General features: G+C 61.1%; 12 protein-coding genes and 2 pseudogenes. 6 read left to right on the plus strand and 8 right to left on the minus strand.

Annotated features, from left to right (window positions below; all coding sequences use genetic code 11):
* The first annotated feature begins 332 nt into the window (after positions 1–332).
* Complete coding sequence (locus tag AWB78_RS46925; RefSeq protein WP_157697698.1) at positions 333–485, plus strand: hypothetical protein; 153 nt, start codon at positions 333–335, stop codon at positions 483–485.
* A 379-nt stretch (positions 486–864) separates the two neighbouring features.
* Here AWB78_RS46925 and AWB78_RS33660 read toward each other — a convergent pair whose 3' ends face one another.
* Positions 865–1,170 (minus strand): type II toxin-antitoxin system RelE/ParE family toxin, encoded by a 306-nt coding sequence (locus AWB78_RS33660; protein WP_062610952.1) that lies wholly within the window; start codon positions 1,168–1,170, stop codon positions 865–867.
* Positions 1,158–1,442 (minus strand): CopG family ribbon-helix-helix protein, encoded by a 285-nt coding sequence (locus AWB78_RS33665; protein WP_062610953.1) that lies wholly within the window; start codon positions 1,440–1,442, stop codon positions 1,158–1,160. The genes AWB78_RS33660 and AWB78_RS33665 overlap by 13 nt, the downstream gene beginning before the upstream one ends.
* Before the next feature lie 149 nt (positions 1,443–1,591).
* On the opposite strand from AWB78_RS33665, the pseudogene AWB78_RS48660 reads away from it, so the two are divergent.
* Positions 1,592–1,919 (plus strand): annotated as a pseudogene (locus AWB78_RS48660) (tyrosine-type recombinase/integrase); the annotation flags it as partial.
* A gap of 428 nt (positions 1,920–2,347) precedes the next feature.
* Here AWB78_RS48660 and AWB78_RS33670 read toward each other — a convergent pair.
* Both AWB78_RS33670 and AWB78_RS33675 read right to left on the minus strand, forming a co-directional pair.
* Positions 2,348–3,562, minus strand: coding sequence for an MFS transporter (locus AWB78_RS33670; RefSeq protein WP_062610954.1), 1,215 nt, complete (start codon positions 3,560–3,562; stop codon positions 2,348–2,350).
* A gap of 33 nt (positions 3,563–3,595) precedes the next feature.
* Positions 3,596–4,267 (minus strand): DsbA family oxidoreductase, encoded by a 672-nt coding sequence (locus AWB78_RS33675; protein ID WP_062610955.1) that lies wholly within the window; start codon positions 4,265–4,267, stop codon positions 3,596–3,598.
* Between the two features lie 120 nt (positions 4,268–4,387).
* Between AWB78_RS33675 and AWB78_RS33680 the strand changes: the two genes are divergently transcribed.
* The 4 genes and pseudogenes from AWB78_RS33680 to AWB78_RS47835 all read left to right on the plus strand — a co-directional run bounded on the left by AWB78_RS33680 (position 4,388) and on the right by AWB78_RS47835 (position 7,897).
* Complete coding sequence (locus AWB78_RS33680; RefSeq protein ID WP_062610956.1) at positions 4,388–5,308, plus strand: LysR family transcriptional regulator; 921 nt, start codon at positions 4,388–4,390, stop codon at positions 5,306–5,308.
* 515 nt (positions 5,309–5,823) lie between these two features.
* A pseudogene (locus AWB78_RS49880) lies at positions 5,824–5,883 on the plus strand (hypothetical protein); the annotation flags it as partial.
* A gap of 353 nt (positions 5,884–6,236) precedes the next feature.
* A complete protein-coding gene (locus AWB78_RS47830; RefSeq protein ID WP_062610958.1) occupies positions 6,237–7,616 on the plus strand; it encodes a putative bifunctional diguanylate cyclase/phosphodiesterase in 1,380 nt (459 codons plus the stop codon).
* Positions 7,562–7,897, plus strand: coding sequence for an EAL domain-containing protein (locus tag AWB78_RS47835; RefSeq protein ID WP_232477986.1), 336 nt, complete (start codon positions 7,562–7,564; stop codon positions 7,895–7,897). Before AWB78_RS47830 ends, AWB78_RS47835 begins: the two co-directional genes overlap by 55 nt.
* A 2-nt stretch (positions 7,898–7,899) precedes the next feature.
* Here AWB78_RS47835 and AWB78_RS33700 read toward each other — a convergent pair whose 3' ends face one another.
* From AWB78_RS33700 to AWB78_RS33715, 4 genes are all read right to left on the minus strand, one after another.
* Complete coding sequence (locus tag AWB78_RS33700) at positions 7,900–8,412, minus strand: lipocalin-like domain-containing protein (RefSeq protein WP_062610960.1); 513 nt, start codon at positions 8,410–8,412, stop codon at positions 7,900–7,902.
* A gap of 304 nt (positions 8,413–8,716) precedes the next feature.
* Entirely contained in the window at positions 8,717–9,649 is a 933-nt protein-coding gene (locus AWB78_RS33705) for an ornithine cyclodeaminase family protein (RefSeq protein ID WP_062610961.1), read from the minus strand.
* 11 nt (positions 9,650–9,660) lie between these two features.
* Positions 9,661–10,719, minus strand: coding sequence for a proline racemase family protein (locus tag AWB78_RS33710; RefSeq protein ID WP_062610962.1), 1,059 nt, complete (start codon positions 10,717–10,719; stop codon positions 9,661–9,663).
* 99 nt (positions 10,720–10,818) lie between these two features.
* Complete coding sequence (locus AWB78_RS33715; protein WP_062610963.1) at positions 10,819–11,793, minus strand: LysR substrate-binding domain-containing protein; 975 nt, start codon at positions 11,791–11,793, stop codon at positions 10,819–10,821.
* Positions 11,794–11,795: the final 2 nt, after the last annotated feature.

The raw sequence follows: 11,795 nt of genomic DNA on the forward strand, positions 1-11,795 counted from the left end.
ATGATTTATTCCATCCAAAGATGAAAAAACCTTCCTCTGATACTTCGTGTGAGACTCTTGATTACTTTTGCTATTGCCGATTCCGAAGAACCAGCCGCACTCGCCATCAAGCGCCCACACTTATCGGCTGTTAGTTTTTAAAGAGCAATTGCGCAGTTATTTGCTTCGCGAGTAATTTGTTTCGCTTGCTTTCTTGCGCGCCGTCATTCAACGGGAGGCGAATTATGCGGATATAGCTCTGTGCCGTCAAGCGACTTTTTTTAAACGCTTTGAGGGACAGAATACGACGGATTGAAAGGAACAGACGAAACCGGCAGACGGAAGGGAGCAGCATGCACCGCAGGCCGATGAAGAAGCTGCCTTACTTCTTCACCCAACTGCGCGACGTGAAGTCGGACGGTATTCCTGATCCGGCGACGCTCGCGCGCCCGGGCACGAAGTGGCGCATCGAATTTCTCGGGCCACCGCTGACAGTGGATCAGTGATTCGTTTGCCGTCGCGATATGTTTCGTTGCGCGGGTGGCGCATCTTGACTCACGGCCCGTCGCCTCCGAACTCTTGAACGATACAACGGCATCGGGTCGGCATCGGCGGATATTCCTAGCCGGCAACGCTGAAATACAGCACGGGCGCATCATGAACGGAAAGCGGCCACTCGAGCGATCAAGGTTGCGCGCGATTCGATGACCGCTGATGACCGGAGCCGGCGGTTCGTCATCTGGCGCCCTTCGCCCTGCGCACGTGTGTCATACGGCACCCGGCATGGCGTTAGCTGAATCGCGTCATCTGCGACTCTGCCAGACGACGACTTGCGCAGAGCCCCTATCGATCATTTGCGATCAGCATGTTGTAGTTGTGGCCCGCTCACTGAGATTCTCGTCGGTACCGCAGTTCGCGCTGACTTCGAACTGCCACGACGAACACCGCATCGAATTCAGGCAAAAACCGATACAGCGCCAAATAGCCATGCGCACCGTTCGAAATAACCAATTCGCGCATGCCCGGATTATCGACCGGCCGGCCAATCATTGGGCTTGACTTGAGGATGTCGAGTGCGGACACGATGTCGTCGATGCGCTCGACTGCACGCTCCGGCGTGTGTTCGAAGAAAAACTCAAATATGCGATCAAAGTCCTCACGAATTTCCGGCGCCAGGACTATTCGCGCCATCGTTTGGCCTTAGGCGTTATCGGCGAGCCACCAGCCGCGCGCTCGCGCAAATAGTCACGCATCTCGCTCCAGTCGAGCCCCGCGCCGGTCTCGAGCATCCTCGCGAAGCGAGCGTTCCCCTCGTCGAGAAACGCCTGTCGTAGTTCTTCATTCGCGACCCTTTCTGCGATCGCGTCCAACATGAAACTGTGTGCCGTAGTGCCGGACCGCTGGGCGAGTCGGGAGACGCGATCGCGAAGATCCGGTGGCAGGCGAAGCGTGGTCGTCGACATGACATCCTCTCTGTGCTACAGATGTGCTACATCCTACGCGGACCTGCGCGAATTGCAAGTGACAGTGATTGTTCAGCGCTCAAAAACCCACCTATCATGTTGATTAAATGGAATATTATCGTTAGACATTCATCCTATAATGTTGGTCTTTCGTCCGGCGCAATGCGAAAGGCGCTGTCCGTTGGTGGCTAACCGTCCCTGGCAAAGGCGGCAAGGAACGGCTGGTGCCGGGCACCCAGGAATTGATGACGGAACTCTCGCGATACCGACAATACCTCGGGCTGAGCGCGCTCCCCTCCCCCAATGAAGATACACCGCTGGTTCTGCCAATTGGCGCGACGGCCGCGAACGGTGGCAAACAGACGTGCACGCCGTTGACGCGGGCCGCGCTACATGTGATTGGGGGGCGACAAAGACGTGTTTGCGGGGGCCGCAGCCTTACTTCGTGAGCGCGATGAAGTGTCTGCGGGGCGTGCCGTGTATTCCGCTCCGAACGCCGCTGCGATTCATCGTGAAGCGGAAGGTGGTGTTCCTTGAGCATTGCTTTTTCTCTCGCGAGGACAAAGTTTCGAGTCGTTGCAAGCCACGGTTTCACCGAGGGCGGCTTAAACATGCGTGAATCTGGCTGACCACGGCCGCGCCGTCTCCGACCGCCGACGCCACTCGCTTGGCCGACGCCGCGCGCACGTCGCCAATGGCGAACAGTCCCGACACGCTCGTTTCCAGCGCAAAGCGCGCTGACGCAGCAAAGATGAAGGTGAAGACATGTCGATTTTCCTTGGCGAGTAGTGGAGCGTCGTTCGGGCCTTATCGACGATGGGAAGCGTATCGGCAGGCCCCTTGCGATGTCCTGAACGGCAATGAATTGTTGTTAACCCAACGTCGCTGAAGACAGCACCCTCGGTTCACGCGTGACGCCTGGCATGGGAGCGGCCGATCAATAGGTAGTGAGCGAGCGCGAGCAGTGGAAAGGAGGTGGCGACCGCGGCAACCAGCGGCCAGCCGCCATGCTCGTAGAGCGGACTGGCAATTGCCGAGCCCAACGAACCGCCGACGAAGATGCTCGTCATGTACAGCGCGTTAAGCCGGTTGCGGCTTGCCGCATGCAGCGCATAGATCTCGCGCTGACCTAGCACCATGTTCATCTGCACCGCGAAGTCGAGCACGATGCCGGTTGCCACCAGGCCTGCCACCCCCCAAGACGAGTGGATGAATGTCGGCATATAGGCTAGCGCGCCGACCACGAGCGCGATCAAGGTTGCGCGCACGGTGTGGCCCGCGTCGGCGAGACGGCCTGCTACCGGTGCGGAAGTCGCGCCGATCGCCCCGACCAGTGCGAACAGCCCGATCCGCGTCTGCGTGAGACCGAACTGGCGCGTCAGCTCAACCGGAATCGCGGTCCAGAAGAGGCTGAACGACGCAAACATCAACGCCTGATACAAGGAGCGGTGACGCAACACCGGCACAGTGCGCACGAGGTGGCCAAGCGAGCCGATGAGCTCAAAGTATGTGGCTTGATGGGTGGGCTGGCGCCGCGGAATGGTCAGTGCGAGCACGGTGGTCACCATTGTCATCAGCACCGCTGCGGAGCCGAACACGGCGCGCCAGCCGAAGTGTCCCGCAACTACGCTGGAGATCGGGCGTGCCAGCAAGATACCGAGCAGCAGGCCGCTCATAATCGTGCCGACCACCTTGCCGCGCGATTGGTCCGGTGAAAGATGGGCGGCGAGCGGAATCAGGATCTGCACGGCGACCGAACTGAATCCCACGAGGAGCGAGATGACGAGGAACCCGCCGGGTTGGTGCGCGAATGCCGCGGCGGCGAGACTCGCAATTGACACGAGTGCCGTGGAAATCATCAGCTTGCGATTCTCAATCAGGTCGCCAAGCGGCACAAGAAAGAACAGCCCCAACGCGTAGCCGATTTGCGTGAGCGAGACAATCAGGCTCGCCATGCCGTTCGACATGTGAATGTCGGGGGCGATCAGCTCAGTGATCGGCTGTGCATAGTACAGGTTGGCGACAATCGCGCCGCAGCAGATAGCGAACAGCGCGATCAGACCTTGTGTCAGTTTGACCGGACTGCCCGCGCTCGCTGTGGCAGATAGCTGATTTGACATGACGACTCCAAAAAGTAGATAGCAAAGAAGGGGTTATACGGGAGGCCCGGCAAACACGAACCGTTGCGCCGCTGCATGCAACGCGTCGACAAAAACCGCTGGCGGCTGCGCGCCGCTGATCACGTGCCCGTCGATCACGACGGCCGGCACGCCGGGAAAGCCGTAACCATCGGTCGGCTCATGAGATGCGAGTGGCGCGGCAATGCGTGCAGACAGTAACTCGGCGCGTAGGTCGTCGGTGTCGAGGCCGTACGACGCGGCGATTTCAAGCAGTACGTCGGGCGAACCGATATCGCGTCCTGCCGAGAAATACGCCGCAAAGATGGCCTCGCACAACGCAGCAGTCGCGCGCGACTGGGTGCGCTGTTGCGATAGCTGCATCAGTCGATGCGCAATGCGCGTGTTCGGCGTTCGCAGCACCTTGTCGTAGTCGAAGCGGACACCGGCCACGAGGCCAGCGGCGCTCGCCTGCGCGTCCCTCATTTGCGAGCGCGCCCAACTGCCGAATTTCTGGCTGCGATACGCGCGGCGATCCATGCCTTCGGACGGCATATCTGGGTTCAGCTCAAACGGCACGTAGCGGAAAGCAACCTCAGCCGTGTGTTCGATTCCGGCTTCCGCAAGCGCTGCGGCAAGGTTGCGCTGGCCGATCCAGCCCCACGGACAAATGAAGTCGTAGTGGACATCGATTTGGATGGTGGGCATGGCAGGTAGTCGCGTTGAGCAATGCCCGCAGCTTAAGCGTTGCGTTGAAAGTCTGGAATTGAGATAGAATGCAAGCTAGCGTTGCGTTGGGCGCAACGGCACTGATTGCATGAGTCGCGCATGGACAAATTACTCGCCATCAAAACTTTTCTCGAAGTAGCCGACGCGGGCGGCTTCACGAAGGCCGCCCAACGTCTGGGTGTGGCCACCTCATCCGTAACGCGCCTTATGGATTCGCTCGAGGCGTCGCTCGGCACGTCGCTGTTGACGCGTACCCCGCGTAAGGTAAGCCTCACTGACTCGGGCATTGCGTACGTCGAACAGGTGTCAAAGGTGCTGGACGATCTGGCGGAGGCCGACGAAAGCGTGTTCGATAGTGGCGCCGCGCCAGTAGGCGCGCTTCGTGTGTCGGTGCCGTCCACCTATAGTCGCTTGTGCCTCGCGCCACATCTGGCGGCGTTTCTCTCTGAATATCCGCGTGTACTCCTCGATGTGGCGGTAAGCGACCAGTTTGTCGATCTCGCAGTTGAGCGCATTGATGTCGCCATTCGCATCGGCTCTGCCGAGCGCGACGCCAATCTGATCGTGAAGCAGTTGGCAGATAATCCGCGTTACGTCGTGGCGAGCCACGAGTACCTTGAACGCAGCGGCGCACCCGCTGCGCCTGCGGACCTCGCCCGACACGAGTGCTTACGCTTTGCCTATGGCGGCGGCTACCGCGCGCGGCAGGTGTGGGCCTTCGAGCGCGAACGCACGGAAGAACGCGTCGACGTGCGCGGCCAACTGCTCTCCAACAATCTCGACATTCTGTTCGAAGCGGTCATTGCCGGGAGGGGTATCGCGCTGCTGCCCGAGTGGCTTGTGGCGTCCGAAATCCGCGCCGGTCGCCTGGTGCGCCTGTTCGAGACATTCCAGGCGCGACCTCAGCCGGGCGATGCAGTCGTGTATGCCGGGTACCTGCCTAATCGCCGCCAGTCGAGCAAGGTGCGCGCGTTTTTGCAGTTCATCGAGCCGCGGTTAAAATCTCGGCTGGAAGGCTGAGCCGTCCGGCCCGGGCGCAACGCTTGCGGGTCTCACGACGGGAGGTGCCGCCATGAAAGCGACCGCATTCTTGGAACAAGCCAAACGAACAGCGCAACTCGTCGATGCGCTTCTCGTTGCGCGCTATGCGGTCGTCATCCATGACGGCATCGCTTCCGGGCGCACGTCGTCATCGATGCCCTGCGCGACGAGCACGGCCATCTATTCGGCTTCGCCAAGATCACGCGCGATTGGACCGCGCACCGGCGTCTGCGCGAAGACACGCTCGATCATGAGCGACGCTTCCGCTATCTCGTGCAAAGTGTCACCGGCAACGCGATCTACATGCTCGACATCAACGGCATCGTGTCGAACTGGAATGCAGGCGCGCAACGGACCAAGGGCTATGCGGCGAACGAGATCGTCGGCAAGCATTTCAATGTTTTTACACGCCGGAAGGCCGGAAGACGGGCGCGCCCGCGCGCAGTCTCGCCATCGCGCTTACGGAGCGCAAGTACGAAACGGAAGGCTGGCGCGTGCGCAAGGACGGCACGCGTTTCTGGGCGCACGTGGTCATCGATCCCATTCATGAGGACAACGGCAAGCTGCTCGGCTTCGCGAAGGTCACGCGCGACCTGACAGAGACGCGCACGTTGCATAAGCAGACGCGCGATCCCGAGCGCAGCTTCCGTCTGCTGATCGAAGCTGTCACCGATTACGCGATCTACATGCTCGACCCAGGTGGCATCGTGTCGAACTGGAGTGCGGGTGCGCAACGTGCCAAGGGCTACACAGCGTGCGATCTTCGGCAAGCAGTTCTCCTGTTTCTACGATACGGGCGACCGCGGACGCGGCCTGCCGCAACACGGCCTCGATACCGCGCGCACGACGGGCAAATTCGAGGCAAGGCTGGCGCATCCGAAAGGACGGCACCCGCTTTTGGGCGCATGTGGTCATCCAGCCAATCTACGATGACGCCGGCGACCTCTTCGGCTTCGCCAAGATCACGCGCGACTGCACCGAACAGCGCGAGACCGCGCTCGCCCTCGAAGAGACGACGCGCAATCTCGACCTCGCGCTCGACAACATGCAGCAAGGCCTCTGTCTGTTCAACCGGCGCGGCAGGCTCGTGCTGTGCAATCATCAGTTCACGCGCATCCTGGCGCTTGCGTCGGACAGCCTGCCTGCCGGAAGCACGTTGCGCACTGTGCTACGGCGTATCGGCGAGCGCTCGGGCGAGCCATGCGGCGAAGCCGTGGCGCGGATCAACGCGCTGCGCGAGCAATTCCTGCGCGCCCGCATACCGGAGCGGGAACAATCGCAGGTCGAGTTTCAACATCTCGGACGCAGCATCGCTGTCGTGACGCGCATGCTGTCGAATGGCGGATGGGTCTCAACGATCGAAGACGTGACTGAGCGGCGCGCTGCAGAAAAGCGCATCACGCATCTAGCGCACCATGATCAACTCACCGATCTGCCCAATCGCGTGAGTTTTCAGGATAAGCTGAAGCAACTCGTCCATTTGCTGTCGCCCGAGCGGCCGTTCGCCCTGCTCTATCTCGATCTAGACCGCTTCAAAGTCGTCAACGACACGCTCGGCCATCATGTCGGCGACGAATTGCTGAGGGCGGTGGCGCACAGGCTGTTGTCGACATTGCGCGCGAGCGATCAACTAGCCCGGCTGAGCGGCGACGAGTTCACCATCCTGCAAACTTCGTTTAGACACGCCGACGATGCCGCGGCACTCGCGGAGCGCTGCATCGAAAAGCTCGCCGCGCCATTCGAGGTCGCGGGCAACGAGATCACCGTGGGCGTGAGCGTCGGCATCGTGTGCTGCACGCACGGCGTCGAGCACGACGCCGTGCTGCGACAGGCCGATCTTGCGTCGTACGAAGCCAAGCGCGAGGGCCGGAACTGCTATCGCATCTACGAGCGCGGCATGAACGATCCGCTGCGGCTTCGCAACGAGCTCGAAGACGAACTGCGCCGTAGTCTGAGCGCCGATGAACTCGAAGTGCATTACCAGCCGATCATCGACGGACGCACGGGGCAGACCACCGCGATGGAAGCACTGCTGCGATGGACGCATCCGAAGCGTGGGCCGATATCGCCGGCCGATCGTCCCGATTGCCGAGGAACGGGGCCTCATGCCCGAACTGGGCGCGTGGGTGCTCGAGCGCGCATGCCGCGACGCCGCGCGCTGGCCGGCATATATCCGCCGGAGTCTCAACGGCACGCCGGCTCGAACTGGCGATCACCGAGACTGCGTTGCTGGTGTCCTGGGGCACGCCGCACCGCATTCTCAACGAAGTCCGGGCCTTGGGCGTGACGATGGATGGCTTCGGTACAGGCTATTCCTCTTTGAGCCTGCAGAGCTTTCCGTTCACGCGCGTGAAGATCGATCGCGGCTTCGTGAACGGGCTGGGCCGAAATCCGAAGTCCGGCGCCATCGTGCGTGCAATCACCGAATTATGTCGCACGCTGGGCCTGCCGATCATTGACGAAGGTGTGGAAACGGAGCCGATTCCTACTGGATGGCGAGCGCGAGCGGATCGACGGCTGCCGACATTCGCGCAATCCATTGAGGGCGAGCCAAAACGATCGCGCTGAAATTATTTCAGACGCCGCAGAATAACTTCGGCCGTGCCGCCGCTCGAAGCCGGCGTTGCCCATTTCAGCTGTTCCGCATCTACTGTGAACGGTCGCTTTTGCTGCACCCCATTCCAATTGGGATAGGAACTTGCGATGACATGAAACGTAATCGTATTATCGAGACGGTTCACTGTGTAAGTGCCGAAGTGCGCGATCATGCCTTGGACCACCGCTTTATTTTCCTCTGCGGTGCCTTCCATTCGATTGTCGGACGCAAACTTCGGAATATCGCCGCGCGAGGTCATGAGAATATAGTGACCGCTCTCGTCGAAGACGGCGATCCCTTGCGGATTGGTCCCGTACATGGCTTGCCGAGTGCCGTCCGGACGCACGATGTCGACCGAGACGTACGCCCATGTTCCAATGACCTCATCCCTCAACGTGCCAGTCTGGACGGCTCCACGCGTGCAGGAAGCCAGCGAGCCCGCCAGCACTACGAAGGCGGAGCACCTGAGAAGACTTTTCCGTCTCATTGCAATCCTCCATCGAGAATATTCAGGCATGAGTCTCCCGAACTGGCTCAGCGCGCAAGTCTGTTTGGCCTGGTCGCAATATACGCCTTAGGTGCAGTAGTAGTCTGATCCTACCAAGGGATATTCACCGTACTCACATGTTATGTTCAACCGCGGCCGGCATAACCCGACCCGTAGGAGCCGTTCGTCACGAGCGCGCCCCTCTGGCGGCTTCCAGGGTACAACGGTCATCGATGTCACATTCGAAAACGTTGGCAAATCGGCTGAACCAGTCTTCCACCCTATCTTGCGCCGGGCCCGTTGGTTAGCGTGGTTTCAATTGCTCGACAACATACTGGCTGACGATCAGATCCAGGTGCGCACCGCCGGCATTCTTGTACACCGTCCTATCTGCGGCCGAACGATGGAACGCCGTCATTCGGCACAGATCGAACAGATCGCCTTCTATATCACTATCCCGAATCACGCCCGCTTGCAGCGGGATTTGAATGTCCCCCGACTGAACAGCATTCTGGCGGTCGTCCACGAAGATCCGCGCCCCGCGGAACACATCGCAATCGGCCTCCTGCATGTCGGACCGGTATCCGCCCACCAGATCGACATGGGTACCAGGGCGAACGCACTCGCCCCGGATCACGGGCGTGGATGCGCTTGTGGCGGCCGTGATGATGTCCGCGCGGGCGACCGCGGCATCGAGGTCCTGGACAATGCTGACCCGGATGTTTCTTGCGTCGAGCGCCGAGCGCGCGGCTTCCAGCCTCGACGGCGTGCGATTCCACAACAACACTTCGCGGATGGAAGGCCGGATGTGCAGGTAAGCGTCCGTCAACGACCGTGCAACCGGACCCGCGCCCAACACCAGCAGGACCTCGCTGTGCTCGCTGCACAGCATGCGGGCCGCCAGCGCGGAATCGGCCGCGGTTTTCCATCGCGTGATTTCGGGGCCGTCCAGCATCGCGACGAGTCCCTTGGTGCGCTCGTCCAGAACCAGAAACGCGGCCTGCTCCGACGGCAGCGGCGGGACGGCAACGCCATTGGCCGGATGGATCGAGGCGATCTTGACCCCGGCACCTTTGCCCGGCAGGATCACGCCCCGGCTGAACAGGCCGAACCTCGCATCCCCGATGAAGTAGCTGCCGCCGCTGGGCCGGGCACCCGCGTGCCCGCGGTGCAACGCGTCGAGAACACCGGACCAGTCGAGTACCGACTGGATCTGCTGCGCGGAAATGATCTGCATGTGTACCGTTCCTACTGTTTCGGCCATATGTCCCCAAGGGTGTAGCCCTCGGGAAAGGGGTCGTCGTGATCCAGCACGATGGTGTGGATGCCATGGATCCAGCTTGTGCCGGCCAGCGTCGGCACCACCGCCGCTTGCTGGCCGATGCGGGTCGTCTCCTCCAGGCGGCCAGTGAAGACAGTGCCGAGGATGCCCTGGTGCCGGAAGTCCTGGTGCAGTGGCAGTTCGCCCTTGGCGTGCAGCACGGCCATCTTGGCGCAGGTGCCGGTGCCGCAGGGGCAACGATCGATCGCGCCGGTCCAGGTGGCCGGATCGTCCCACGAGAGCGGCCCCGTGGGCATAGTGACCGCGTTCTTCCAGTCGGCCCGCGGGTCGTCGGTGGGGCCCGAGAGCTGGGAAATCGTGATGCCAACGCCCGGATAATCGGGGTGCGCAACTGGCAACTGCTCGATGGCGGCCTGCCGGATCATGGCCGAGACCCGCGCAATCTCCTTGCCATGTTCGGGCTTCAGTTCGAGCCCCGGAAACTGGCGCACGTCGGCAATCGCGTAGAACATGCCGCCCCAGCCGACATCCACCCGCACCTTGCCCAGATGCGGCACGTCGATGACGGCATCCAGATGCGCGGCGAATGCCGGTACGTTCCTGAACTTCACGCTCTTGACCTTGCCGTCCTTGCACTCGGCGGTGATGCGGATCAGGCCGGCCGGAGCTTCCAGAGTCAGTTCGGTCACCGGCTCCTGCATCGGCAGCATGCCCATTTCCAGCAGCACGGTGGCCACGGAGATGGTGTTGCCGCCCGACATCATCGGGTATTCGACCTGCTCCAGGATGATGTAGCCCGCATCCGCCTCCGGGTGACAGGGCGGCACGACGATGTTGCAGCAGTGGGCCGGGTAGCCGCGCGGTTCGCGCAGCAGCAGCTTGCGCAGTCCGTCGTCATTGGCCTCCAGCCATTTCATCTTGGCCTGGACGCTGTCGCCGGGAATATGCCGGATGCCGCCGGTCACGACGCGCATGGGAATACCCGAATGGGTCTCCACCGCATGGATGCTTCGCTTGAAACCCATGTGCTGATTCCTCTTACGTACCGCCGCCCCTGTGCGGCGTGAAGAGAAATTTAAGCCGGTTTCGTCGCAAACTTAAGCGACATTTCCTCCGGCATTCCTTCAACTTTTGGTTGAAGATCGCACGCCGAGTTGCTGCCTGATCCACTGACAGAATCGTTTGCACACGCGGGCGTCGGCCTTGTCCTTCCGCACGGACAGGTAATGTCCGCGATTCCTCATGACGGTCTTGTGCGGCAGCGGACGCACGAGGTCGCCGCTGTCCACCAGGTGTCCGACGAGATGATGCCAGCCCAGAGTCACCCCCTGATGCGCCAAGGCCAACTGCACGATGGCGGGATAATCGTTGCTGGTGAATAACTGCCGTGGGATATCGGCGCGCCAGCTGGTGTCGACGTCATGCAGCGCCAGCCAGACTTTCCAGTCGATATGCTCGGAAATCTGCGAGCGACCGTAAGCGCTGAGATCCAGCAGCGACATATCGAGCAATCCTTCGGGCGCCGAGATCGGGCCATGGTGCCGCAGATATTGCGGAGTGCAAACCGGATAGACTTCGTCGTCGAACAGGTGCTCGCTGTCGTATCCCTCGCGCAAGCTGGCCAGCTTCGCGATGTACACGTCCGGCTGCACGCCTGCCTCCATCGAAATGAAATTCTGCGTGGCCAGCACGGTGAGTTCGATATTCGGCGCGTCCTGAAGGAATTCGGGCAACCGCCTATGGAGCCACAGCGCCGAGAACGCCGGGGAACAGCACACGATCAGCGTCTGCCGGGAGGGAATTTTCTTGCGCAGGCGTTCGGCAGCCTGATGAATATTGATCAGCGAGAGCTGGGCGGCATCCTTGAACATCTCTCCATCTGCCGTCAGCGTAACGGTTCTTCCCGATCGGACAAACAGCGCCGTCCCGAGGTAGTCCTCCAGTTCCCGTACTTGTTTGCTTACGGCTGCCGGGGTCACGCTCAGTGCGTTGGCGGCCCCCGTAAAACTGCTGAACTTTGCGGCCGCAAGAAATGACTTGATGGCCCTTAGCGAGAGCGCGCCGACCAGGGTTTCGCTGATTTCGAATTGAGGCGCCATGA

Source organism: Caballeronia calidae, assembly GCF_900044055.2.
Taxonomy (GTDB): Bacteria; Pseudomonadota; Gammaproteobacteria; order Burkholderiales; family Burkholderiaceae; genus Caballeronia; species Caballeronia calidae.

Excerpts from the sequence above, each read along its gene's own strand:
- AWB78_RS33700 (WP_062610960.1), bottom strand. The coding sequence starts at position 8,412 with ATGAGACGGAAAAGTCTTCTCAGGTGCTCCGCCTTCGTAGTGCTGGCG.
- AWB78_RS33675 (WP_062610955.1), bottom strand. The coding sequence starts at position 4,267 with ATGCCCACCATCCAAATCGATGTCCACTACGACTTCATTTGTCCGTGG.
- AWB78_RS33710 (WP_062610962.1), bottom strand. The coding sequence starts at position 10,719 with ATGGGTTTCAAGCGAAGCATCCATGCGGTGGAGACCCATTCGGGTATT.
- AWB78_RS46925 (WP_157697698.1), top strand. The coding sequence starts at position 333 with ATGCACCGCAGGCCGATGAAGAAGCTGCCTTACTTCTTCACCCAACTG.
- AWB78_RS33705 (WP_062610961.1), bottom strand. The coding sequence starts at position 9,649 with ATGCAGATCATTTCCGCGCAGCAGATCCAGTCGGTACTCGACTGGTCC.
- AWB78_RS33670 (WP_062610954.1), bottom strand. The coding sequence starts at position 3,562 with ATGTCAAATCAGCTATCTGCCACAGCGAGCGCGGGCAGTCCGGTCAAA.
- AWB78_RS33660 (WP_062610952.1), bottom strand. The coding sequence starts at position 1,170 with ATGGCGCGAATAGTCCTGGCGCCGGAAATTCGTGAGGACTTTGATCGC.
- AWB78_RS33715 (WP_062610963.1), bottom strand. The coding sequence starts at position 11,793 with ATGGCGCCTCAATTCGAAATCAGCGAAACCCTGGTCGGCGCGCTCTCG.
- AWB78_RS33680 (WP_062610956.1), top strand. The coding sequence starts at position 4,388 with ATGGACAAATTACTCGCCATCAAAACTTTTCTCGAAGTAGCCGACGCG.
- AWB78_RS33665 (WP_062610953.1), bottom strand. The coding sequence starts at position 1,442 with ATGTCGACGACCACGCTTCGCCTGCCACCGGATCTTCGCGATCGCGTC.